Genomic DNA, 25279 nt, shown 5'->3' on the forward strand with positions numbered 1-25279 from the left:
AACGCAGAGAAACACATAGAGCGCAGCGCAGAGAACAAGGATTGCATAAAGTCAGGGAGTGAATATATATGAAAGTATCTTCAGACAGTTCTTCGTCAACGTCAAGTCTGGGCAATACAAGCCTGAAGGGATTCGGAGGTATGGTTTCCGGTATCGACAGGGATTCACTGATCGAGCAGCTGACCCTGGGTACGAGCTCGAAGATCACCAAACAGAAGCAGGCAATTACAAAAGAACAGTGGAAGCAGGAAGCTTATCAGAACATCTCGGATAAGGTAATCAGTCTGGAGGACGAATATCTTACATTTTCATCTGAAAGCGCATTAAAGGATCCGGATACCTATGCGAAAAAGCTTCTGACCGCAGAGGGAGATTCTGATTCCGCAAAGTATATCAAGGCGGAGGGACTGTCTGATCTGACGGAAAATATTGCGGTAAGCGCGGTTACCCGGCTTGCGAGTTCCGCAACCATTGTGTCCGGCACAAAGGGATCCGGAGGTCCTGTCACTACCGGAGATCTCAGAGGTGATGTAACGACAGCGGCGATCCGTCCGGGATCGACATCCATTACCTTCGGCACCTATGACAGTACCAACAGCAAGTTTATTCCGAAATCGGTATTCGTATTCCCGACGGTTTACAAGGATACAGAAAATGGAAAAGAAGTCAGCAAATCTATAGATTACACCATGAAGGATAAATCCGCGCTCGTGGATGAGATCAATAAAGCTTTGGATCAGAACCCGGTGAGTATGGGGGATGATCTGAGCCTCAGGTTCCGTTATGACAGCAAGGCTGACAAGGTTTCCATGCAGGTGGTGCAGAAGAGCGGATCCGAGACAAAGGACGTAACAGCCTCCTCCACATATCAGGTCAAGGCAGGAGACGAGGCACTTCGTGCCATGGGAATTGATGTAGATGCGCTGAAGAAGGCGGACGCTACAAAGGAGTACAGCACAAAGGGGATCTCGATCCAGGAGTACAACAGCAATATCGCCAGCAGTACAAATACGAATAAATTCAGCAGCTCCATTCAGAAGACGGAGACGCTGTCTGATTATCTGTCGGGCAGAAAGCTCAGCTTTTCATACAGCGGCTCTTCAGCGGACATTGCCCTTGATTCCGGGGATATGAGCGGCATATCATCTGCCGCGGATGCGGGGGAAAGGGTGGAGGCGATCGCCGGGCTGTATCAGAAAAAGCTGGACAGCGCGTTCGGATCCGGAAAAATCCAGGTGAGCTTTGATTCCACCGCGGGTTCCATTTCCTTCGCGCCGGCGGACAGCAGTGAGCAGCTCAGCATCAGCAGCAGCGACAGTGAGCTCCTGTCTAATCTGGGAATCACCAATCATGCTTCGACAAAACTGAATCTGGACAGCTCAATCTGGGAGAATCGTGAGCGCCTCGGGTTTGCTTCCGCGATTTCCGAAGAGGAACTGAACCAGCAGCTGTCTGATTTCACAATAAACGGAAGCAAGGTATCTGGAATTACCGCGTCTTCAACACTGAGAGATATGCTCTACCGTATCAACAGCAGCGGCGCGGGAGTGAAGGCAACTTACATGTCAGGCAGCAATCAGTTCGTGCTGATTGCCGGAAAATCCGGATCCGGAAGGACAATCACGCTGGGAGAAGGGGCGGAAAGCACCATTTTCGGCACACAGGCAGCAGATGGAGGAATCACCGGCGTCAGTCAGGACGGACAGGATGCCGAGATGATCTATAACTACGGAAACGGAATCAATCAGAGGGTTCACAGCGGTACAAACACGTTCAGCATTGACGGCCTTTCCATAACGGTAAGCGGAACCTTCGGAATGGTGAAAAACGCCGACGGCACAGAGACGGTTGACGCCGGAAAAGCGGTTCGTTTCTCATCAAAGACAGATGCCGACAAGGTGACGGAAAAAGTAAAAAAATTCATCGATTCCTATAATGAGATCGTAACGGCGGTCAATGATCAGATCCGGAACAAACCGTCGTCGGGCTATGATCCCCTTACCGAAGATCAGGAAAAGGAAATGACGGAAAAGGAGATCACGGAATGGGAGAAGAAAGCCAAGGAAGGCATTCTGTACAGCTCTACGGTAATCCGGGATTTCAGTGACACACTTCAGTCGTTTTTCACAAAGATGATGGAACAGGGCCACAGCTATACCGATATGGAGAAAATCGGAATCAGTATGTCGGACGACTACAGTGACGGCGGCAAAATCAGTTTCGATGAGAGCAAGTTCAAGGCCGCTCTCGAGAACGACAATGAAACCGTTCAGGAGATCATGGGCGGAAACGGGTCCGGCAAGGGCATGGCTCAGGTTATCGAAAATCTGCTGACGCCGTACGCAACCCGCTTTGCCACCAGAAACGGCAATTCCTACGGCAAACTCGTTGAAGAAGCCGGATCTTCAAAACTGATCCTGACGAAAGAGGACAATAATATTTACCGAAGCATAAAGGAGATGAACGAGAAGATCACATCCCTTAAGTCGCTGTTAAAGACGGAGCAGGACCGTTACATTACCCAGTTTTCATCGATGGAGTCATCTATCAGTGAACTGAATTCGCAGTACTCTTATCTCAGCGGTATTACCGGATGAGAACGTGCTATACCTTTTTGATGAACAGACAGGAGAGATCGTAAAATGAATCCTTATCAGAAATACAGAAATCAAAGCGTGGAATCCATGAGCAAGGGCGAATTGCTGGTGCTGCTGCTGGACGAGTCAATCAAGGACCTGAAGCGCGCTTCTTTATCCCTTGAAGACGAGCAGTATGACAAATTTGAAGAGGATATGAGCTACTTTCAGAAAATCATACGGTATCTGAACAATACCCTTGACATGGAGCAGAGAATCAGCCGTGATCTCAGGAGACTGTATATGTATCTCCAGTATGACGCAGGGCGTGTGGTAGCGGCGCGCAAACGCATGGCGAATGAGATTCCCGAGATGATTACAATTATGACGAATCTGAGAGACGGTTTTGACGGAGCCGCCAGGAAGACGACGGTATCTCACGTGATTGAGGAGAAAAAAGTCATTGTCTGAAGAAAATCTGAAGGAAAAAATGGCCATTCTGCTGCAAAGACGATATAATATTATGCATGAGATCAAACGGCTGACCGATGATCTGGATGACGCCTTTTCCCGCAGCGACGATGTGTCCGCCGGTCTTGTCCTCAAAATGAGATCCGATCAGTTCAGCCTCTGTGAACAGAACTGGGAGGCTCTTCTGATGATCGGGGAGGAAAGCAGGGAAGGCGCGGATCTGGTGCGGCGCCTTCTGCGTCCGGATCCTGAAAACGTGAGGGCCGTGGATCCTCTGGAAGAGAAAATCGTGGATATCCGCCGGGGAGTCCGCAGACTGATTGCGGAGACCCGGGCGGAGGACCGGATGATCAGTCTGCGCAACGCCAGAGAGAAGTCGGCTTACTACGCTGCAGAGCACCATCTGTGACAGTCACGGACGCAAAAAGGTCTTAAGGGGAAGGAATGAGTCATAGTTTATTTGAAGGAAGATTTCTGGTAAATATGGTCGGGGGAATCATCCGGCAGGATCATCTGTATCCGGTTCACTCCCGCAAGGTTCACTGGGAACGGATCTACCGGATGGCAGATTATCATAAGGTGGCGAATATCGTCTATCTGGGGCTGCTCGGGGCTTCTGAGGAGATGGAAGAGGAGTGGAAGAACCGTTTCTTCCGCAGATATCAGCAGGCCCTCGCATACAAAGACATCTACGAAAAGGCGGAATCAGGGGTACTGGGAATGCTCGACGCAAATCAGGTTCCGTGTATTGTACTGGCAAGTTCGTCCGTGAGAGAATTCTATGAGATACCCGAAGCTGCCGGGAATTCCCCGCTCCAGCTTTTTTTTGATGAGAATAATTATGACAAGGCGAGAGATTACCTGATCGACAACGGTTATGAGACGACAGAGGGCTGTCCGGGATATGGCGAGCATATGGCGAATGCCGCAGATTTCCGGGTGGACATCTTCCGGAAGATTCCCTTCGAAACAGAGGGGCTGCAGAGCGGCATGAAAAAACTGATGGAGGGGTCCTATCCGGATCCGCATTTTTTTCATATCCGCGGACTGTCAATGGAATATGGATTTATCTACTGCATCACAAGTACCGTATATCAGTACTGCAGAAAGCTGCTGACACTCAGGCGGCTTCTGGACACATATCTGATGTTCAGAGGGTATCAGGAAGACATGGATGCGGCGCTTGTACACGAGTGGCTTCATAAATTGGGAATTGACGAGATCGCGGAGGCACTGCTGCATATCGCGGCGATGTGGTTCGGCAGCCGGGATGATGATCTGGTTAACGCGCCGAAGGACGGACTCGAGTTATATGACGAGATAGAGAGGCAGATTCTGTCCAACGGTCTTGCAAGGCCTGAGCATGAGATTCATCAGGTTGGCCAGATCTGTCTGCAGATTCAGAAATACCAGCAGAAGCAGGAAAAGGAACGGGAGAAGAGAAAGAGACGAGAAGCACAGCGAGTCGGAACCGCACAGCGAATCGGCTTTCTGCGAAGCCTGTTGCATCCCGAGCAGAAGGCTTCGGCGGGAGAGAACGGAGAACAGAAGTATATCAGCGGCAGGGTGACGGTTGACGAGGTCGATTTTGGTATTCTTGTGGGTACGCCGTATTTTGACCTCACACTGCCGAATCTGTGGAAAAATCACTGGGCAGTCCGGTTGGAGCAGACGAAGGAGGATTTCAGCAATTCCGATCTGCAGCCGGAGGAGAGAAACCCGTACACCTATCGGGTAAAGCTGATGATCCGGTCTCAGAGGGGTGACAGGATTCCTTTCCTTACCTTTCAGGTCTATGATGACGGTCTCAACGCCTCAATGGTGTCCAGAGAAGAGAACGGATATTATCTGGGCAAGCTCTTTCACATGGATGCAGACAATGAGTATGACGGTCATGTGACGGTTGTCTTCGACCGTGCGATTCCGGAAAGAGAGGATCTGGAGCTGTATGATATGCTCGATCAGAACCGGGAATCTATCATTGCGTCGATCACGCCGGTTAATGATCCGGGTGGACAGAATGTCAACCTTTTCGAACGGTTTGAGAACTGGAAGACGGAGGAAATGCCCTTTTCCTTCCGCTGACAGACAGGTAATGCAGATAAGTATGGAGCGGTGTGGGACACCGCTCCATACTTATTTTTTCTCGCTGCTGCTGGCCGGATCGGCCGGATTCTGCACAGGTGTATCGGCCGGATTCTGTGGCCTTCTGCCGGATGAAAGCCCATCGAGCAGAGAATCCTGAAGATCCAGGATCGCGCGGTAACCGGGTGCCAGTGAGCTTTTATTTTCCGCTTCTGCCTGAGAGAGCTCCTCGCGGAGAATAGACATCTGTCTCGGCGCGTCTATTGCCAGGCGTACCCCGTCAGGGGCACAGTCAACGACCGTAATCCGGATATTTTCTCCGATCAGAATGCTTTCATTTTTCTTTCGTCTCAGTATCAGCATGGGTAATTTCTCCGTCCGTGTTGTTCGGGTTTTGGTGTAAAAATTCAATCAGCTTATGTCGGAAGCTGTAACCGGAATGGTTGAGGATGACCTGCATTCCCGTCCTGGTGTCGGGATTGACCACAATCGGACATTTCAGATTAACGGTATTGTCGAGATAGTTGTTCTTCAGAACACAGATGACATAGAAGGTCAGGCTGTCCGCAGAATCCGCGTGGAGGTAGCTCAATTCTTCGGGTGTGAGCTCCGGCTGATATTCTTCGACAAGAGCGAACGGATTGATTACCACAAAGCCGATATGAGAATCCTCTGTGGACTGGAGAACCAGAAGAGTGCTGTCCTCTTCGTCGTTAAGGCAGAGCGGAAGGTACTCGTGGAGGTTCGGAAAACCGAACAGACCATCCGGAAAATTAATGCAGCAGTCGCTTTCGTATTCCAGAGTTCCGTACTCCTCTGTTTTTAAAGTCAGCATATATCAAATACCTCACAGAATATTAGAATCAGATTTTAAATAAGATATTATCATCAGATTTTGAACAGGGCTCAGGTTATCTCACGTAGTCAAAGAGAGAGGACTGCATGATATTGGAGCCTACCTTCATGGCTGCCTGATACGCATACTGCTGGGAATACATCTTGACAATGGCATCATAGGGGTCAATGCCGAGCTTGTCCTTATACTGCTTCTCCAGGGTATCCTTCACAGTATTCAGGCGTTCCTGCGTGTCGGAGAGAATCGACTGCTTCAGGCCGAGTTCGCGGTAGGTGCTGCTGATCCGCTGCTCGCTGTCATCCCATTTTCCGATCACATCTCCCAGATCGCGGGAGAAATTGTCGTGCGCCTTTGCTTCCGCGGTACGGTCCGTGCCCTTTTTCGCATCAATATAGGCGGCGGTGGTCAGGATGGTCTTTGCCGTCAGGGCGATCGGCGTCTGCTTCAGCTGTTCATCAATCTCGGAGAGAGCGCGATCTTTGCCGGAGGATTTTTCAAGAGCCTTGAGGCCGTCGGCGGAAAGGCCGGTCAGCATGTTCAGACCGCCCGTAAAGGTGTCCGGGAGGGTGGAGCGGTTCTCAAGGCTTCCGTAGCCGAGACTCATACGCCCTTCCTCTTCCATGGCCTTCAGAATGTAACTCTTCGTATCGCCGGCAGAAAGATCGGAGGTGACCGTGGTGCCGTCATCCTGAGCAGTCTTCCGTTTTCCGGAGTAGTCGAGCTGGAGACTGCCGTCATCGTTCAGATGGTAGGTCATCGACATGGTAGTTGTCGTGTCGGATTCACCGGGGAACTTGTGGGCGAAGCTCAAGGTAAAGGAATGGTTCTGCGTATCCTCGGTCAGCGTAAACGGAACCGTGGTCATGTCATTTCCGCCGAATACATAGAAGTTCTCATACGTAGTATTCAGAAGATTTGCCATTGTCTGCATGCGCTGTTCGAAATCGGAGTTGTAGGTCTCGATCGTCGTTACCTCTCCGTTGCCGCTGTCATTTCGCAGCGCCAGAATATTCTTGTTGATGGTTCTCATCTCCGCCTGGATGGACAGTGCGCCCTGCTCCTGCTGATAAAGCCGGTTGTTGACATCCGAAATAACCGTATTCTTGGCGATGACATCTGTGTACTGATTGTCGATCTTCTTGCCGCTGTAGTACGCGAGAGGATCCTCGCTCGCGGAGCTGTACTTCTCTCCGGAGGAGACCTGCTGCATGGACTTGTTCAGCTCGCTGTGCAGATCCTGTACGGTCTTTGCGTAATCTTTGTAATAGGTAGAACTTGTAACTCTCATAATCTGCTCCGATCTGATGAATTAAAATCAGCCGACCATTCCGATCAGCGTCTGCAGGGTCTGATCCAGGGAAGACATCAGCTTCGCCGCCGCATTGTAGGAGGATACATAGGTCATCATATTTGCAGCCTCCTCATCCAGACTGACACCGGATATCTGGTCCTTGGAGGTGGCGATGCTTTTCAGAATTGCCTGATTGGTTTTCAGGGTATTCTCGTTATTGTGAAGATCGTTCGCCAGGTAGGTGGAGATGCTGTTCATCTCATCCGCGTAGGAGCGATCGCCGATCTCCCGGTGTGTCGTGGAGAGAGACTGCAGCATATGCAGAGCTGTGTCAGTCGCGCTGTTGCCCTGTGCCGGATCTCCGAAGGTGCCGATGTGTACGGTACCGTTAACCCAGTTCTTTGAGATGCTGATGGAGGAGGCGGTGATCCGGTTTGCTGTCTGGGAATCGCCTGCCTTATCGATGCCGGAATTCACCAGAAGCAGGAAAGGACGGGTATCTTTGTCCGCATTCTTTTTAGTCAGATCTTCCGCGCTGAGATTAAAATTCGCGGTATTCTTATACACGTCATTGGTTCCCATGTAGTTGTACCGGTTCATCTCAAGCGCAAACGCGGAGGCAAGAGTATCGAGCCGCTTCATATAGTAGTCATAGCTCCTGTAGATGCTGCCGTTGTTCAGGCTGCTCTTGCTGTCCGCGAGCATATCAAGACTTGCCTGAACAGAGCCGCTCTTCAGACGGTCGGTCGAGCTGTTGGTAACATTTCCGGATGCATCTGTCGTAACGTGATTGTTTGTAGTCATCGACTCTTTCTGAGAAGCAGAAACGGAATTGCCGTTTGAATCCTTTCCGTTTGAAATTGTGTAGCTTTCCGCCTTTTGAAAGGTGAGCTGAACATTCTGAATCGCGCCGGTGTCCGGGTCTGCTTTTCCGTCATAGGTGGGGACGGAGGTATTGCGGTTCCCGGAATCATCGTAAACCCTTTTCCCGTCAATCAGGATATCGGCCTTTCCGTAGTTTTTCTTTCCGCCGCTGACGTCCGAGCCGTTTACAAGTGTCACGAAGTTCTCGGCCGGATTCTTGCCGTCTTCGTCCGTGTGTGTGTAAACAAGCTCAATTTTCAGATCCTCCGGGAAAGCGGACTTTCCGGTCGCGTTGCCGAAGGAATCGTAGTTCAGACCGCGGTCACGGACGGATGTGGTTCCGTCCGCATTGGTGACAGTATATTTCTCGGTAAAATAGGTGACCTGGATGGGAATATAAGAGGAAAGCTCGTCGATCTTCTGATTGCGGGTATCCTGAAGCTCAAGCGCAGGATTGCCGAGCAGCTGATTCTTCTTGATCGAGACATTCAGACCGCCGATATCGGCGAGGAGCTGATTGATCCGGTCTGTGTAGCCGTTCTCGGAGCTTCCGCTTCCGTCAATGTTCTGATATTCATTCTTCATCGCGGCCTGGATAGAAGATGAAGTATTATTGAAAAGTGTGGCCGTTGCCTCCATGCGGGAGCGAAGCTCGCCCTCATAGACCGGATCATTTACCTTGGAAGGGTCCTGCATATTGGTAAGAGCTGTCTGTATGCTGTCGAAAGAGGCTCTCAGTCCGTCGAGCTTTGATTCGTCCAGAAACTGTGACATGGAGTTCATGGATGAAGAAAGGGTTTTGTTATAGCTCATACCGGAATTGCTGTCGCGGTACTGAATGTCAAGGAACTGATCGCGCATCTGCGTCATACTGTCCATGGAGACACCGAAGCCTACATTTACATCATTTTCATTCATGTAGAAGGATGTCGGATTCTCATAATTGACGCCGGAGGTCTTGAGCTCCTGACGTGTATAGCCCTCGGTTGTCATATTGGCCAGATTCTGGCCTGTGACATCCAGCTTTTTCTGGTTTGCACGAAGAGAAGAAAGCGCGGTATTGAAGCCGGCGAAAGTTGCTCGAATCATTAAATAGCCTCCAAAGTCAAAGTGTTATGCAAGCGTAGAATGAAACAAATCCGGCTCCGGAGCGTCCTTCAGGACGGACTGAACCTCCATAAGCCGGACGCGCATGATGCGGTCCGCATTATCTCTGGCCTCGGCAAACAGCCGAAGCTGCGCGGAGAGCTCCGTGAGCACAGGCTCTGCCCGGAGCCGTTCGTCATCAGAGAGTGTGTTCAGGATCTCACGAATTGTCAGACCGGAGATTCCGAGCTGCCGTTCGATCTTTTCCCGTTTCTGTTCGAGACCGCGGAACCGGAGAAGATCGGGCTGTATGGCGCGAACCATTTCGTCGAGCTCCTGCGGCATATTCCGGGAAGCGGCATCTGTCATCTGATTCTCCGCGCGTGTCAGATCAGACACGCAGGCAGACAGAGCACTCATAATATCAATATAAGAACGAAGATCCTGTGGCGGATAACTCATATCATACTCCTGAAAAAATGAAAACGCCCCTGCCTCGCAGGCGGGGCGCAGCATACGGATAAGCTGCGGACTCTCCGTGGTCCGCGCTCTGGTTTACGCGAACAGTGAGCCGCAGCCGAATGCGAAGTATTCGTGTGCGGCGAGCGTCGCGATAGCGAGATAAAACTCGCGTAGCGTGTTTTATCTCGCTTTCTATCTTTCTATATCCGCAGGTGCAGCCCGGGGATATCCGGAAATTTCCTATCTTCTGTCAATATCGGCAGAGACAGCTCAGAAATATCCGAGAATATGTGCCGCAGCCCGTTCCGCGTCGACACGATATCTGCCGGTCTGTACCAGATCGTGAAGCTCGGCTGTCCTCTCCGTACTGACACCCTGCCGGACGGATTCGGCTGTTTTCCTTGCGAGCAGTGCTGCAAAGCTCTCATCGTCCGGTACAGAGTCCTTCGAGTGGAGAGACAGCTTGTCGCGGTCTGCGGAGGGAGTCTCCTGCACATTCGTTGTGTCGGCGGACTGGCGCAGATTATTGCTGCGGGAATAACTGCCGACCGGATCAATGCTGCTGTTGATGTTAAAATGTATTGCCATATAAACCTCCGTTTCTGTCCGGCTCCGGGGCCGGGCTGACGGGACACAGATTCTGGAAAAACTGATGACATCACTGGAATATAACAGACGCATACCTGTCATCACATTATTTATCGTCTTTTATACAGGCATTATAACCGTAAAAGTGAAAAAGATCAAAGATAAAAGAAGGTTTTCCTTCTATATTAGTGCGAAATATGATATGGTCTTATACGGATAAAAAGAAAGCCGATAAAAAGATAAGAACTTTTGCGGCCCGGAGATCTCTCCGGCGTCAGTATTGGAGAAGGTATGGCGAACATTTTACAGGTAACATCTCCGGACATGAATATTGATTCCGGGCAGGCGATCCGGACAGGAACAAACCCGGGCGCGGGCCGGATCGGGGATTCTGGAACGGTCGGAGGCATAAGACCGGACGCGGACCGGACACAGGTTTCCGGGAACCCGGAAGAGGCAGCCGGAAGAGCTGTTGATTTCAACAGCAACTATGCGGCTTTCCTCCGGAGACTGCAGAGCAGCGGGGAAATCACGGAGCAGATGAATGAGCTTCTGTTCCGCGACGGAGAGGCTCTGCTGAAGACGGGGGATCCGGAGATTTCCGCTCTGCTCAGAGACCTGTTCGCGGATATCGAGATGGAGAACCCGGATGAGCTTCTGAAGTATCTGCAGTCACAGACAAGCGGTCAGACGAAATTCTCCGGAAGCTTTTTCGACGGCATACGAAACGTTGTGAGGGAGAATCTGTTCGAGGGCGATCAGGAGGCCGTCATGCGGTTCATTCGAAGCTATGACAGCTATACATCGGGTTCTCATCTGCTTCATCAGCTCCGGACCCTTGGACAGAATGCGGCCGGCCAGATGCTAAAGGCATACCGGGGAGATTTTGAGGAAGCGCTGTCTCAGATGGATTGGAATGCGGAAAACGGAGACAGGGAGGCAAATACCCGTCTTCTGAATGACCGGATCATACCGTTTCTCTCGAGATATATATCGAAAACGCACGATTATGGAGATATCCGCAAAACGGCGGTACTATTCTCACTATACACGATCAAATACGAAGAAGGGGATGAGGGGGAACTGGTAAAGGCCTTCCGCAGACTGAACCGGAACGGCGACTTCCGGCTGATGTTTGAAGACAATCCTGAAAGCAGTCTCGTTCAGAAGCTGACGGAGCAGAGACAGCAGGATGTAAACGGCAGCTTTCCGGAAGCATTTTCACGTCTGCTTCTGAAAGGAACGGAGGGGAAAACCGGGAATGAAAGCATTGACCGTTACTATCAGGTTCTGAACAGTCTGCTGATGAATGAGAGCGCGTACATGCCGATTCTTCATATGCTGATCCCCTTTCGATACCACAATAAGAACGTCATGAGCGAGATGTGGGTGGATCCCGACGCACAAAAGGAGAAGAACCGGACACGCGGAGAAGAGGAACATCAGGTCAGACTGCTCCTCAAATTCCGGATCGACGGGTTGGGAAGCTTTGATATGGTCGCGGTCATGAAAGGCAGAAAGACGGATCTGCAGCTCTTTGTTCCGGACACCGTAAAGGAAAGCCCCAGGAGGATAGAAAACGCCATAACCGGAATCTTCCGGAGAAACGATCTGACGGCTGACATTACGGTTTCGCCCAGAATCCGGGATATCGGAGTGCAGGAGGTTTTCCCGGAAATCCGCGATTCAGAAAGGAGCGTCAATGTCTCGGTATAAGGATATTATGAAACAGAAGGCAGCCGCCCTCCGATATGATCCGGAGAACCATGACGCTCCTGTGGTGGTGGCATCCGGCATGGGATATATCGCGGAGAAGATCACAGAAACTGCGATGAAGGCAGGGGTTCCGGTATATGAGGATACGTCTCTGGCATCTCTGCTGACCCAACTGAAGCTGGGAACGGAGATTCCGGAAGAACTCTATCGGTCAATCGTAGAGATTTATGTATATTTTCTGGGGTTCACGGCCGACGGAAAGAGAGAGGCGGAGGAGCCACAGAAGAAAAACGTACAGCAGCCGCCGGCTTCATCCGTGAAAAAGACAGATAAGGAGGCGCGCAGAACCGCACAGGAGAGAGAACCGTCAGTGCGGCGGGCGCAGCCGCCGGAGCGCATGTCCTCATCCGGCTATCGCAGCAGAGAGAGGAGACATAAATGAGCAGAACCAGTGAAATCACAGATGCGTACCTGAACAGTCTGATCCTTCGGACGGGACTTTCCGGAACCTCCGGTGTGACCGGAAACGCTGTCTTCGATAATTATCTGCGGAAAGCCGCTCTTGAAAGGGTGTCGTCTTCAGCAGAAAATAACCGGGACAGGGGAGAGAGAATATCCTCGAAGAGAAGTGCCGCGGAGAGCGGGACAGTATCCGGAAGAGCCGCGGCGGACGGGATGGTATCCGGAAGTACCGCGGAGAGCACAGAATCCGGGCAGAAGATATCTTCGGAGAGCGGCATGACAGAAGATCCGGGAGAAGCCGGATCGCTTGAGGAGATCTTTCAGCGCGCGTCAGCGGCATACGGAGTTTCTTCGAAGCTTCTGAAGGCTGTGGCAAAGCATGAGTCTGGGTTCAACCCGTCGGCGACCTCCTATGCGGGGGCCATGGGAGTCATGCAGCTCATGCCGGGAACGGCAGCTGCCATGGGTGTGACCGATCCTTACGACGCGGAACAGAATATCATGGGCGGGGCAAGGCTTCTGGCCAGGCTTCTGAAGGAATATGACGGCAGCCTCAGTCTTGCTCTTGCAGCCTACAGCGCAGGCGAAGGGAATGTCGCGAAATACGGCGGGATTCCTCCGTTTTCGGAGACACAGAGCTACGTCAAAAGCATAATGGAGTCCATGAACGGAGAAGAACCTATCGTAAGCGCACCGAAAACCACAGAACAGGAGGATGCGCCTGCCGGCCTGGCGGGAAGCGAATCCGGCGCGGAGAGCGACACGGTGACTCTGGATCGGGAAACCTTCGACAGCCTGATCCAGATGCTCAGGATCCGTACGCTCATGGATAATGCATCGTCGATCGGCGGATTATATTCGGACGACGGCAGCGGAATATCAATCTGAAGCTGCAGGGAATTCCGGACACGGTCCGGCAGGATGGGATCAAGAGGTCAGAGTTATGAAAACGATCCTGAAAGATTGCAAAAAAGCGGAAATCTATATGCCCGGCGGGCAGAAGCTGACTGCCCGCGTCAGGCTGACAGAGAGACAGATACTGCTGTATCTTGTGGAATATGACGGAACGGGAGAGGAAAACGGTGTCAGGGTTGACTTCTACGATGGTTTCCTGGGCGTCGTCAGGACAGAGTGCGGGATCCGGGTACTCGAAAGAGCGGATCCGGAAGACAGAACCGAGAAATGGCTTGGCACCTGCGACATCAGGAGGGTGCTTGAGACGAAGCAGCGCCATCAGGATGTGCGTGCGGATATCCGTCTTCCGATGAAATTCCGGAGTGAGAGAACAGGTCCGTTTGACGGTATGATCGTGAATATCAGCGCCGGAGGGGCCCTGATCAGATGTCCCATATCGCTCGAGACTGGAGAATGCGTAGCCTTTCAGTACGCTTTCCGAAAACGCATTCTGCCATTCACACTGAAGGTCCTGTACCAGCGCGATGAGCATGACGAAACGCAGGAAGAGAAGAAAGAGAAAGCCTTCTTTTACGGCTGCAGATTTGCCCATATCTCACCGGGAGCAGAAGCTGATGTCAGAGGATTTGTCTTCCACAAACAGCGGGAGGATATCCATCGGGGCTCGGATGAACCCGCAGAATAATCGGATATTACCATAGGATAATATCTCAAAGGTATTTTCAAAAGAATTTTTGAAAAAAACTGATTTTCACTTATAAGACGGAAAAGCAAGCCGAAGTATTAATCATAAGGGAGCTGATGAGGCTTCCGGATCACATATCAATCATGCATTTGTTCTTCCGAGGTACGGATCCGCTGAAGAAGAATAATAGCAGGGACAGGGAAGTCCCCGCGAAGCAGACAAAAGGAGAATATACTATGGTTATTCAGCACAATATCGCAGCTACAAACTCTTACAGAAACTTAAGCACAAACCAGAGCAACCTGAACAAGAACCTTGAGAAGCTGTCCTCCGGTTATCGTATCAACCGCGCGGCAGACGACGCTGCCGGACTTGCTATTTCCGAGTCCATGCGCTCCAAGATCAATGGACTGACACAGGCAGAGGCAAACGCAAACGATGCGATCGGCCTCATTCAGACAGAGGAAGGCGCACTGACCGAGACTCACAGCATGCTGCAGCGTATGACAACTCTGGCGACACAGGCTGCTAACGGAACCTATTCCACAAAATCAGAGGGACAGATCGCAAGATCCAACATCCAGAATGAGATCAACGAGCTTCGGGACGAGATCACGAGAATTGCCCAGAACACCAAGTACAATGGACTGGAGCCGCTTAATAATAACTCCACGATTCAGCTTCAGATCGGACCGACATCCGGGGAGATTGTAACGATCAGCGGCCAGCTTATGACTGCCAGCGCATTAAGTGTAAATATGCTTAATATGTCCAATGTTAACGCGGCAAATTCTGCAATCACGAAGATCAAGAAGGCCATCAACACCGTATCCAGATACCGCGCTAAGCTCGGCGCAAAGCAGAATCGTCTGGAGCATACCATCAACAACCTCAAGGTTACCAATGAGAATGTTACAGCGGCTGAGTCCCGTATCCGCGATACCGACATGGCTAAGGAGATTGCGGAGTACTCCAAGAACAACGTTCTTCAGCAGGCTGCGCAGTCCATGCTTGCACAGGCAAACCAGACCCCGCAGGGTGTTCTGTCACTTCTTCGCTAATTGTGAAGATTCGATTTGTGGCCTGACTGCAATGACTGTATTTTGTGCCTTCCGGGTCTGTACCCGGAAGGCATTTTTGTTCGGAAGAAAGCATTTGGTGAAGCGGTTTGGATGAGAAAGGAGCCAGGAATAGATGAAGCTTCCTGCGGATTATGATGAAGATGAAGTAAGGGACGGTTTTTTCGTCTCCGGCATGATGAAACGGGTGTGGGCCTCGGAGATCCGGATGCTCTACGAATTCGACAGGTTCTGCCGGGCTCACGAACTTCGCTGGTTCCTGGCGTACGGGTCTCTTCTGGGAGCGGTGCGGCACGGCGGATTTGTACCGTGGGACGATGACTGCGACATCTGGATGATGCGGGAAGATTTCAACCGGCTCTATCAGCTGCTGAACTGCGGAGAGGATCAGCCTGCCTTTTATGTCCAGGAGACGCGAAACGGAGAGTACAGCGAGATGATTCCGGTACTCTCCAATCACATGAAAAGGATATGCTTCGATCAGGAATTTCTGGACAGGAACGAGGGCTGTCAGTACTGCGCGGGCTTGGATACCTTTGTCCTGGACGCGACTTCCTCAAAGGAAGAGGATGAACACTGGCGGGATCTCGGGGTTCAGGCGTGCATCAACCTCATGGTATACCTGAAAAATCTGGGTAAGAAGCTGGAGGAACAGGAAATCAGCTGCAAATCTAAGGAACTTACTATTCGACAGATTGAGGGATATCGCGGGAAATATCAGAGCGCAGACGAAATCTTCCTTGCACTGGAACAGCTCCGGACGCTGACAAATCATCCGATCGATGCGGAGCAGCCGCTGCTCGGGCAGGTGGATCTGCTCTATACCGGACTGATTGCCTACTTCACGCCGGAGGAAGGAGAGTATTTCCGGGTGTATCCGGAGCACCTTCAGCGAAAGCTTCCGGGCTTTCGGAAGGAATGGTTCGCCGAGACGAAGTATGTTCCGTTTGAAAACGTGGAGCTTCCGATTCCCGCAGGCTATGATGAGCTTCTGACGAATATTTACGGAAATTATCATGTGATCTATAAAGGTACTGCATTGCACGAATATCCTTTCTTCAAGGGGATGGAGAAAAAAATTCTGGCATATACAGACCGGGACGTGTACAATTTTCACCTGCGGGCTGATCTGTGTCCGAACCTCCCGGAGCGTCGTGAGAATCCGAAAAAGCAGCTCTCTCTGTTTCGGGATGTGCTGAACCGATTTGATGATCTCCTCTCGATGGAGTCGGTCTGCGCGGATCCTGTCCAGATGGTGACGCTGCTGTCGGATATGCAGAAGACAACAGGCAATGTCGCCTCGCTGATGGAATCCCGTCTTCCGGAGAGCGATCCAGCCTTTGCGGTTCTGCAGGGATACTGCGATGCTCTCTATCATCTGTATGAGGGAATGGCCTCCGGGGAGATAAGCGAAGAGGATATCGGGGCCGTTCATCAATCCTGGCGCGAGGTAAACGATGCTGTCCGCAATTACCTGCGTACAAAGGAGATCGTCTTCGTCGTCGACCGGGCCCGTCACTGGCCGGCAGTCGAGCCACTGTGGCGTGTGTACAAGGACCGGCCGGACACGAGAGTGTTCGTGGTGGTTCCCGACTATTGCCGGAAGAAGGCGGATACCTCTTTCGAGGAGGAAAAATATTCGGATCTGGCTGAAATGCCGGAGGAGGCCTCGGCAATGCCGGCAGAGAATTATTCATATGCGTTGCGGCATCCGGAGGTTATGATTGTACAGAGCGGGTGCGATGAGTATAATTATACCAGAAGTGTGGATATCCGATTCTATACAAGGATTCTCTGGAAATATACGGACAGGCTGATCTATATTCCCTGGTATCATGTCGAGGACTTCTCGGACAAGAAGTCAGTTCTGTGGAAGGATATGCGGTTTTACGCGAACATTCCCGGGCCGCTTTACGCAGATTTTACGGTGCTGCAGTCGGAACAGATGAAACGCAACTTTATGGAATTCTATCACGACGAGGAGCCCGGAATTGACGAAGAATACTGGGATCAGAAGCTTCTGTACGGATATGTTCCAGAGCAGACGGAGGAAGAGTTGTCGGAGCTGATTCAGGTATTGGAAGGACGGAAGGCGTAGAAAAGATGGAAAAACATCATGTAGAATACTGCGCCTCTATGATGTGTGCGGACTATAGCTGCCTGGAAAGAGAAGTCCGCGAGCTGGAAGAGGGCGGGATCGATTCGTTTCATATCGATATCATGGACGGCCGTTTTGTACCGAACTTTGCTATGTCCTTAAATGACCTTTCGTACATCGCATCTGCCACGGACCGGCCGATGGATGTCCATCTGATGATTGAGCATCCGAATAACAATATTGAATTGTTTCTCAAAAGGCTGCGCAGAGGCGACACGGTTTACATCCATCCGGAGGCGGAGTATCATCCGTCGACGACGCTGCAGAAGATTATAGACGCAGGGATGCACCCGGGAATTGCGATCAACCCCGGAACCAGCATTGAAACCGTATATGAGATGCTCCGGATCGTAGACAAGGTCCTGGTGATGTCGGTGAACCCCGGGAATGCGGGGCAGATGTATCTGCCGTATGTGGGAGAGAAGATCAAGCGTCTGCTTCAATACCGCGATCAGATGGGGTTCGGGGTATACTGGGACGGCGCCTGCGGAAGCGATAAGATCCGGGAGTACGCGCCGATCGGCGTGAGGGGATTTGTCCTCGGCACGACGCTTTTGTTCGGAAAGGGCAGACCCTACCGGGATATTCTGGCTGATATCCGGAAACTGGACGAAACCGGAAAGTGAGAAGATATGACGGCTGCAATTCTGTTGTCCGGCGGCACGGGGACGCGCGCCGGACTGAAAATACCGAAACAGTATATCGAGGTTAACGGACGGATGATCATCTCCTACTCCATGCAGACCATTCTCTCGTGTGAGAGGATCTCCCGCGTGCAGATCGTGGCGGCAGACGAGTGGCGGGACCGCATAAGTGAGGAGATGACGCGGCTTTCTGCAAAGAGACGGACCGTGAGATACGGATTTTCTGATCCGGGAGAAAACCGCCAGCTTTCGGTCTATCATGCGTTGCTGGACCTTCGGGGAAATCTTTCGCGAAACGACTATGTTCTGATACATGATGCTGCGCGGCCGTTTATGTCAGGAGAACTGCTGAACAGAACGCTGGATGCGGCGGAAGGGCATGATGGGGCGATTCCGGTTCTTCCGGTAACGGATACAATGTATCAGAGTATGGACGGGAGAACGCTGGACGGCTGTATCCCGCGGGGGCAGATCTACGCCGGACAAGCTCCGGAGGCGTTCCGGTTCGGACCTTATCTGGAAGCAAATGAGGAACTGCTGCCGGATCGGATTCGTGAAATCAACGGGTCTACGGAGCCTGCGTTGATGGCGGGCATGGATATGGCAATTCTTCCCGGAGAACCCGGCAATTTCAAGGTGACGATTGCAGAGGATATGGACCGGGTAAGGCAGATCATAATGGAAGATCCGGCAGGCAAGTGACCGGTTGGGCAGAACGTGATACCAGATATCACAGGGGGATGAGATGAAAGCAAATGTCTTGTACGCTATTGGAGATATCCGCTATACGGAGGTTCCGGATCCCGAACCGCGCAAAGGAGAGGTTCTTGTCCGAGTCTCCTGCGCCGGTATCTGCGGTTCGGACATTCCGCGAATATACCAGGGTGGCGCGCATGTGATGCCGCTGATCCCGGGACATGAATTTTCCGGTGTTGTGGAGAAGACAGGCGCAGACGTCGATACAAAATGGTTGGGGAAGCGCGTCGGGGTGTTCCCGCTGATTCCATGCGGAGTCTGCGGGCCATGCCGGCAGAAGAATTATGAGCTTTGCCGGCATTATAATTATCTGGGATCCCGCTGTGACGGAGGGTTTGCGGAATTGGTGCGCGTACCGGCTTCCAATCTGATGGAAATTCCGGATTCGGTATCCATGGAGGCGGCCGCGATGATGGAACCGATGAGCGTGGCGATGCATGCGATTCGCCGTGCAGTTCCCGATTTCGGAACAGAAGGTTTTACACCGGATCCGACGCTTCGGATCGTCGTTATCGGCCTCGGCACGATCGGTCTGCTACTGACAGAGCTTCTCTACGGCGTGGGATACCGACAGATTCTGGCTGTAGGGAAAAAGCAATTTCAGAGAGAGACTGCGCATAGGATGGGAATCCCTTCAGAGAATATTTTGTATCCGGATGCTGAGACGGTGGGTCGTATTCTTGACGGTACGGAGGGGATCGGGGCAGATATCGTCTTCGAGTGCGTCGGCAGGAATGAGACAGCCGTACAGGCCGTAAACGCAGCGGCTCCGCTGGGACGAGTTGTACTGGTCGGCAATCCCTATTCAGATATGCGGATTCCGAGAGATGTATACTGGAAGATTCTGAGGAACCAGTTGACGGTTACCGGCACCTGGAATTCCTCATTTATTGGAGATTCCAGGGATGACTGGCATTGCGTTTTGAAGCTTGCCCGCAGAGGGGTGATACAACCGGAAACCCTCGTTACCCAGAGATTTCGAATGCGGGATCTTCAGAAGGGTCTGCTCATTATGAAAGATAAAAAAGAGGAATATGTAAAGATTATGGTACATAATCAATATTGGATTTAACTAAACCCGATATTAACATATAAAGGCAACGAAAAAATCTAGGAGGAATACAGATGGACTATATTATAGTTCAGGCGGGTGGAAAAGGCACCCGGCTGGGATACCTAACAGAGAATAAACCAAAAGCAATAGTTCCTGTTTACAATCTCCCAATGCTCTTTCACCTTTTCAGAAAATTCCCCGACAAGCGTTTCATCATTATTTCAGACTATCATAAGGATGTGCTTCGAAGATATCTGGCTTCCTTTGCCGATGTTAAATACATTGTTATTGATGCGGTTGGTATCGGTACAGTCGGTGGAGTAAAGCAGGCAGTTGATCTGATACCTGACAACGTACCTTTTATGCTCATCTGGTCCGATCTTATTCTTCCATCTGAATCTGACTTTGCACTTCCATCCGATTATCAGGATAAAAACTGCCCTACTAGGGATTACATAGGGATATCCAAAACCTTCCCATGCAGGTGGATGTATAAAGATGGAAAATTTTCTGAGGAAAGATCTACAGAACAGGGGGTCGCAGGGTTCTTCTTATTCCATAACCGATCATCCCTTTGTGACGTCCCGGAATCCGGCGAACTTGTTCGATGGATGCAGCAGAAATCCATGATATTTGACGAGTGGTCTCTCGCCGGTACCAAAGAGTTTGGACTGCTCAGTGAATATAATAAGCTTGGCGCAGAGAAAACTAGGCCCTTCAATCGCATCACCGTTGATGGTGATGTGTTGACGAAGGAGCCTGTGGATGAGCAGGGAAAAAGGCTTGCCGTCAGGGAAATTGCCTGGTACGAGAAGGCGAAAGATTACCACATCTCTGCTCTTCCGCATATTTATTCTACAAATCCTTTGAGAATGGAAAAAATAAATGGGAAGAATATCTATGAATGTAATCTCACTCATGAGAACAAGGTAAAAGTGCTGAAGCAAATGACAGACGCCCTTCAAAGCCTGCATGCAAAGGGAAGCGTTCCAACCGATTATTTCAGCATGCGGGAAGCTTATTACAACAAAACAATAAAAAGGCTATCCGGTATAGAGGATCTGGTACCCTTTGCCCGCGACAGATATATTACCGTAAACGGACGAAAATGCCGCAACGTATTTTTCCATCAAAGAGAGCTCGAGAAAACTCTTGAAAAAATAAAGTGCGATCATTTTTCCTTTATTCACGGTGACTGTACCTTTTCAAATCTGATGCTCAGAAATGACGGAAAGCCGGTATTCATTGATCCGAGAGGCTATTTCGGATTCACAGAGCTTTACGGTGATCCAAATTATGACTGGGCCAAATTATATTATTCAATCATTGGAAACTACGACAGGTTTAATCTGAAGGACTTCAAATTAACGATTGGCGGTAAAGAACAGCAAAAAGTTTCACTGGTACATAACATCCCCGACTCCGCTGCCGCTTATAACAACATTAAATGGAAAAAGATAGAGGGTCTTGGAGAAGATGAAGTGAATCTGCAGATTGCCTCCAATCACTGGGAAGATGTTGAAAAAGAGTTCTTTGAATTTACCGGAGCGGACCCATGGGAGATTAAACTCCTGCATGCAGTAATATGGCTGTCACTGACGACGTATGTATGGCAGGATTACGATTCCGTCTGTGGTGCGTTTTACAATGGTCTGTATTATCTCGAGGAGGTACTGTGATGGAAAGTGCGTTTGAACAGTATTTCGATAAGAATATGAAGATAATGACCGATGCGCTGAAATCGATTGACAAATCCCAAATGGATGAGCTTGTGTCCGACTGTGAGAGAACGTTAAACGAAGGGCATAAAATCATTGCTTCTGGATTGGGAAAGAACGTTCCTATCTGCGATAAATTCGTGGGGACCATGTGGTCGCTCGGATTAAATGCGGGATTTCTTCACACCAATTCGGCGGTCCATGGTGACATGGGAATGATCCATCCCGGAGACCTTGTTATCATTCTCACCAAAAGTGGAGAAACACAGGAATCTATTTACTTGGCACAATTGCTTCAGAATAGAAATGTTAATCTGTGGTTACTTACCTTCCATAATGAAAGTACACTGACGCGTATTATTCAGAACAAGCTTGTCATACACCTTGAACATGAGGGTGACCTTTGGAATATTGTTCCGAATAATTCGACAACCCTTAATCTGATTGTGCTTCAGGAACTTGCCATTGAATTGTCAAGGCGACTCCACCTGGATCTCGAACATGACTTTAAGCCAAACCATCCCGGTGGCGCAATAGGAAAGACGCTTCGTGAAATGGATAATACATAAATATCATTGAATATAAAAAGGATAGGGCATGAACCTCATTGAACAGCTTAAGTATGACCTCGATAAAAATGACCTTATCGTAATATTTGATACAAGAACGGAAAGCGTGAAATCGTTTTATCAACTGTTCTGTCAGAAGGGCATCCATCGGATAACAAATGAACACGATGGTAAAAGCGAGCAGGAGGGCAAGCGCGCCCCCGCCATACTTGTGATCACCTGTGATGAAGAGGCAGGTAAAAGTGTAGATGGAATATCGGAAGTAAGGCTGATATCCGATGACCGGATGGAAGCGCTTCTCTTAACTTATTATTTATATGAGTTTACGGATAGAATCATCGTATTGTCAGAACGGACTCAATTTTCTGGACTCATGAATTATTACACCGGCGGGCTTCTGACCTATGAGCAAATGGTAGATGCTGTTTTTTATGGATACATTACTTCATAAGGAGCAGATTGCTTGCTGATGAGCTAATGGCGGGAGATGTTTTCATGGATACATTGCATTACAATGAAATGAAAAAAGAATATGAAGCCGTAAAGGGTTCATTGGACGGATCCATGAAAATCTATGTTTTCGGGCATTGCGAGGCAACAGAAAAGCTCATTGATCTCCTTGTGAATGACGGTTGCCATGTATGCGGAATCATGGATAACAACAATCAAAAATACGGACTTGATTACAGAAATGTACCGATCATATCACCGAATCAATTTATAAAAGAAACCGGCAAAAATGACAGTCAATCAACCGTCCTTATTGCGGCCAGAGCTTATGAATCTATGGTCAGGCAGCTTCGGCGGCTCGGTTACGATGGTTCAATTCACAAGATGGTGAATTATAACAGTTTCGCGGATTATTCATTATCAGATCGTACAGTACAACGGATGTCAGAGAGGGAAAAACGCGGCGAAACAAAGCTGATGAAGCTGCATAGAAAATACAAGGGCGATTTGTTGATATTATGTCCTTTCTCTGCGCTTGGAGATATTACCTTTGTAATGTCATATCTCCCATTCTTTCTGTTCAACAAAGGCATAGCTGATAAGCATAACACGATTTATCCGATGACCGGTTACAGGGTATGTGTGATTGGAAAAGCCTGCGGAGAAGTTGTCAAAATGTACAATAGAACAGGTGCGGAAATCATTTCACAAAATGACATGGATGAAATCATCCAGGCGGCAGTTTATACACGGGATAAAAATGTGTTCATTGCGCATCAGGACAGACCATATTTTGTAAACCTTCACAGAGCCTTATATGTGAAATGCATACCGCTCGAACAAATATACCGGGAAGGCGTTTTTGGATTGTCTAATAAATGTAAACCGTGGCAGCCGTATTATTTTGTTCCTGCATCTGCGGAGATAAAAGTACATAGTGTTATTTTGTCTCCTTATGCAAAATCTGTACAAGAACTCCCAGGACATATATGGAGAGATATTATTGAAAACTTCAGGTCGGAGGGATATACCTTATACACAAATGCCGTCGGGGATGAAGCAACTCTGCCGGGAACAATACGTTTGAGTGTCCCGATCGGCGAGCTCCCCGCAACCGCAGAAAAAGCAGGAACATTTATAGGCATCAGAAGCGGGCTCTGTGATGTATTAAGATATACGAAATGCAGAAAGATTGCTTTGTATCCGGATTACTTTTACTCTGATACACGGTGGAAAGCGATTGAGATGTATCATATACCTGAATTTGAAGAATATATAGTAGATGAGGATTTTCAATGGCAGAAGAAATGATCATGTCAACACTTCCTAAAACATGGATATTGGATCTGGATGGAACGATCGTCAAACATAATGGTTATAAAATTGATGGTATAGATACAATGCTTTCTGGTGCAAGGGAATTTATCGATTCCATCCCTGCCGACGACATGATTATTTTTCTTACATCAAGGACAGATGAGTATCGGGAACTGACTATTGATTTTCTCAGGATAAACAATATTCGATATAACGAGATCATATTCAACGTACCTTATGGAGAACGAATTCTCGTAAATGACAGAAAACCGTCGGGACTTGATATGTCGGTTGCGGTAAATGTTGATAGGGATAAATTGGTGATTCCGAAGATAATAAGAAAAAAAAATTGAAAAGGAATAATATATTTGGGAGAAAATATTTTTACCCATTAACGGCAGATCAAGCCTGCTTTAAGAATAAATATAAATTTATGCACCTGGAAGTTGCGAGAAGAATTGCCGGGGAAGTACTTGTACTCCCATTTTCTGCTGAAATGAGCGTAGAGCAGGCTGAAAATATCGCATCGGTTATCAGGAAGGATGGTGGATATAATAAAGTATGAATGCAGAACATGTCAAGTCGAGAGTTATCACAAGGGACTTTTTATCAATAATTAAGGGAATATGCTCTCATCGCCGCGCTTTTATTCTGGGAGCCGGATGTGGTGGACATATAGTTCTTGGGATATTTCAGGAGAACAACATTCGCTTACAGGGATTTGTTGATCAAAATTATCTGAAATTTCCGAATGGAGTAAATGGTTATCAAGTTTACAAATATGAAGAGTTGAATCCATGCACAGATTATATCATTATTAGTTTATTTCAGTATGATGAAGGGAAAACGGCAGAAAGATTACATAAGCTTGGGTTCCAAAAAGATCAGTTTATTTACTTTTTTAATGATTTAGAACTAAGCCAAGGCGAAAATCAATTATTTTATGAAGACGAGGTAATTTATAAGGGCTGCCGGATAGGTCATCATACCTATGGATTTTATGAATTGTTAGATCATCTTCCGTTCTCTTTAGCAAAATCGATAGGTAATTATTGCAGTATTAATGGATCGGCTCGAATCTACGAGAATCATTCACTTGATTGTGTCACGACTCATCAGATTGTCGACGATTCGCGTTTTTGGGTGGGTGATATGCCACCTATAAACGAGTACGCAATAAAATATGGAAAATATCATAATAACTGGACTTTTACATCTCAGATCAGGAATAATCCACCAGTAATTATTGGAAATGATGTGTGGATAGGAGCCAATGTAGTAATTACTACGGGAGTAACTATTGGCGATGGTGCTGTTATCGCAGCCGGTGCCGTAGTTACGAAGGATGTGCCGCCATTTGCTATTGTCGGGGCAGACTGTCCGAAAACTAGCGGATTGAGTACCTGATGAATTGGTTGTTACGGATTCCACCATGAACCCGTTTCACATATACATTTGCACCTTGAAAACTGAATAA

The 25279-nt window shown here is 49.2% G+C and carries 24 protein-coding genes and 2 pseudogenes; 20 read left to right on the forward strand and 6 right to left on the reverse strand.

Annotated features, from left to right (window positions below; translation table 11 throughout):
* The first annotated feature begins 68 nt into the window (after positions 1-68).
* Genes fliD through ACTQ1O_RS13260 form a run of 4 tightly spaced genes read left to right on the forward strand, consistent with a single transcriptional unit; the run spans position 69 to position 5132 of the window.
* Positions 69-2597 carry a flagellar filament capping protein FliD gene (gene fliD / locus ACTQ1O_RS13245; RefSeq protein WP_441487668.1) on the forward strand — a complete coding sequence of 843 codons (2529 nt, stop codon included), beginning with the start codon at positions 69-71 and terminating at the stop codon, positions 2595-2597.
* 45 nt (positions 2598-2642) lie between these two features.
* Complete coding sequence (locus ACTQ1O_RS13250) at positions 2643-3047, forward strand: flagellar export chaperone FliS (protein WP_441487669.1); 405 nt, start codon at positions 2643-2645, stop codon at positions 3045-3047.
* Positions 3040-3456, forward strand: coding sequence for a hypothetical protein (locus ACTQ1O_RS13255; protein WP_441487670.1), 417 nt, complete (start codon positions 3040-3042; stop codon positions 3454-3456). Before ACTQ1O_RS13250 ends, ACTQ1O_RS13255 begins: the two co-directional genes overlap by 8 nt.
* Positions 3457-3491: 35 nt before the next feature.
* Positions 3492-5132, forward strand: a complete 1641-nt coding sequence (locus tag ACTQ1O_RS13260) for a nucleotidyltransferase family protein (RefSeq protein WP_441487671.1) — start codon at positions 3492-3494, stop codon at positions 5130-5132.
* Between the two features lie 51 nt (positions 5133-5183).
* Here the strand turns inward: ACTQ1O_RS13260 and ACTQ1O_RS13265 are convergent, their stop codons facing one another.
* The 6 genes from ACTQ1O_RS13265 to ACTQ1O_RS13290 all read right to left on the reverse strand — a co-directional run bounded on the left by ACTQ1O_RS13265 (position 5184) and on the right by ACTQ1O_RS13290 (position 10279).
* Positions 5184-5495 carry a carbon storage regulator gene (locus ACTQ1O_RS13265; RefSeq protein WP_441487672.1) on the reverse strand — a complete coding sequence of 104 codons (312 nt, stop codon included), beginning with the start codon at positions 5493-5495 and terminating at the stop codon, positions 5184-5186.
* Positions 5467-5967 (reverse strand): flagellar assembly protein FliW, encoded by a 501-nt coding sequence (gene fliW / locus ACTQ1O_RS13270; protein WP_441487673.1) that lies wholly within the window; start codon positions 5965-5967, stop codon positions 5467-5469. Before fliW ends, ACTQ1O_RS13265 begins: the two co-directional genes overlap by 29 nt.
* 76 nt (positions 5968-6043) lie before the next feature.
* On the reverse strand, positions 6044-7276 hold the full coding sequence (locus ACTQ1O_RS13275) for a flagellin N-terminal helical domain-containing protein (protein WP_441487674.1): 1233 nt from the start codon (positions 7274-7276) through the stop codon (positions 6044-6046).
* A 27-nt stretch (positions 7277-7303) separates the two neighbouring features.
* Positions 7304-9232, reverse strand: a complete 1929-nt coding sequence (locus ACTQ1O_RS13280) for a flagellar hook-associated protein FlgK (RefSeq protein ID WP_441487675.1) — start codon at positions 9230-9232, stop codon at positions 7304-7306.
* 24 nt (positions 9233-9256) lie between these two features.
* Positions 9257-9691 (reverse strand): hypothetical protein, encoded by a 435-nt coding sequence (locus tag ACTQ1O_RS13285; RefSeq protein ID WP_441487676.1) that lies wholly within the window; start codon positions 9689-9691, stop codon positions 9257-9259.
* Between the two features lie 270 nt (positions 9692-9961).
* Positions 9962-10279, reverse strand: coding sequence for a flagellar biosynthesis anti-sigma factor FlgM (locus ACTQ1O_RS13290; protein ID WP_441487677.1), 318 nt, complete (start codon positions 10277-10279; stop codon positions 9962-9964).
* Between the two features lie 291 nt (positions 10280-10570).
* Between ACTQ1O_RS13290 and ACTQ1O_RS13295 the strand changes: the two genes are divergently transcribed.
* The 16 genes and pseudogenes from ACTQ1O_RS13295 to ACTQ1O_RS13370 form a co-directional block, all read left to right on the forward strand.
* Positions 10571-11995: a hypothetical protein gene (locus tag ACTQ1O_RS13295; RefSeq protein WP_441487678.1), complete on the forward strand. Its 1425-nt coding sequence runs from the start codon at positions 10571-10573 to the stop codon at positions 11993-11995.
* Positions 11982-12278: pseudogene (locus ACTQ1O_RS13300) on the forward strand (EscU/YscU/HrcU family type III secretion system export apparatus switch protein); the annotation flags it as partial. The gene ACTQ1O_RS13295 and the pseudogene ACTQ1O_RS13300, both read left to right, overlap by 14 nt.
* A 155-nt stretch (positions 12279-12433) precedes the next feature.
* A complete protein-coding gene (locus ACTQ1O_RS13305; protein ID WP_441487679.1) occupies positions 12434-13345 on the forward strand; it encodes a lytic transglycosylase domain-containing protein in 912 nt (303 codons plus the stop codon).
* Between the two features lie 55 nt (positions 13346-13400).
* Positions 13401-14057, forward strand: coding sequence for a PilZ domain-containing protein (locus ACTQ1O_RS13310; RefSeq protein WP_441487680.1), 657 nt, complete (start codon positions 13401-13403; stop codon positions 14055-14057).
* 236 nt (positions 14058-14293) lie between these two features.
* Complete coding sequence (locus tag ACTQ1O_RS13315; RefSeq protein WP_441487681.1) at positions 14294-15118, forward strand: flagellin N-terminal helical domain-containing protein; 825 nt, start codon at positions 14294-14296, stop codon at positions 15116-15118.
* 133 nt (positions 15119-15251) lie between these two features.
* Positions 15252-17234: a LicD family protein gene (locus ACTQ1O_RS13320; RefSeq protein WP_441487682.1), complete on the forward strand. Its 1983-nt coding sequence runs from the start codon at positions 15252-15254 to the stop codon at positions 17232-17234.
* 5 nt (positions 17235-17239) lie between these two features.
* Positions 17240-17920 carry a ribulose-phosphate 3-epimerase gene (locus tag ACTQ1O_RS13325; RefSeq protein ID WP_441487683.1) on the forward strand — a complete coding sequence of 227 codons (681 nt, stop codon included), beginning with the start codon at positions 17240-17242 and terminating at the stop codon, positions 17918-17920.
* Between the two features lie 6 nt (positions 17921-17926).
* On the forward strand, positions 17927-18640 hold the full coding sequence (locus ACTQ1O_RS13330; RefSeq protein ID WP_441487684.1) for an IspD/TarI family cytidylyltransferase: 714 nt from the start codon (positions 17927-17929) through the stop codon (positions 18638-18640).
* Between the two features lie 43 nt (positions 18641-18683).
* Complete coding sequence (locus ACTQ1O_RS13335; RefSeq protein WP_441487685.1) at positions 18684-19766, forward strand: galactitol-1-phosphate 5-dehydrogenase; 1083 nt, start codon at positions 18684-18686, stop codon at positions 19764-19766.
* Between the two features lie 53 nt (positions 19767-19819).
* Complete coding sequence (locus ACTQ1O_RS13340; protein ID WP_441487686.1) at positions 19820-21427, forward strand: sugar phosphate nucleotidyltransferase; 1608 nt, start codon at positions 19820-19822, stop codon at positions 21425-21427.
* Positions 21427-22035, forward strand: coding sequence for an SIS domain-containing protein (locus ACTQ1O_RS13345; protein ID WP_441487687.1), 609 nt, complete (start codon positions 21427-21429; stop codon positions 22033-22035). The genes ACTQ1O_RS13340 and ACTQ1O_RS13345 overlap by 1 nt, the downstream gene beginning before the upstream one ends.
* Positions 22036-22063: 28 nt before the next feature.
* On the forward strand, positions 22064-22486 hold the full coding sequence (locus ACTQ1O_RS13350) for a hypothetical protein (protein ID WP_441487688.1): 423 nt from the start codon (positions 22064-22066) through the stop codon (positions 22484-22486).
* A gap of 8 nt (positions 22487-22494) precedes the next feature.
* A complete protein-coding gene (locus ACTQ1O_RS13355) occupies positions 22495-23796 on the forward strand; it encodes a hypothetical protein (RefSeq protein WP_441487689.1) in 1302 nt (433 codons plus the stop codon).
* Positions 23781-24155, forward strand: a complete 375-nt coding sequence (locus tag ACTQ1O_RS13360; protein ID WP_441487690.1) for a hypothetical protein — start codon at positions 23781-23783, stop codon at positions 24153-24155. Before ACTQ1O_RS13355 ends, ACTQ1O_RS13360 begins: the two co-directional genes overlap by 16 nt.
* Positions 24152-24367 carry a DegT/DnrJ/EryC1/StrS family aminotransferase gene (locus ACTQ1O_RS13365; protein WP_441487691.1) on the forward strand — a complete coding sequence of 72 codons (216 nt, stop codon included), beginning with the start codon at positions 24152-24154 and terminating at the stop codon, positions 24365-24367. Before ACTQ1O_RS13360 ends, ACTQ1O_RS13365 begins: the two co-directional genes overlap by 4 nt.
* A 677-nt stretch (positions 24368-25044) precedes the next feature.
* Positions 25045-25209: pseudogene (locus ACTQ1O_RS13370) on the forward strand (DapH/DapD/GlmU-related protein); the annotation flags it as partial.
* Positions 25210-25279 lie beyond the last annotated feature (70 nt).

The organism is Bilifractor sp. LCP21S3_A7 (assembly GCF_052118825.1).
Taxonomy (GTDB): Bacteria; Bacillota; Clostridia; order Lachnospirales; family Lachnospiraceae; genus Bilifractor.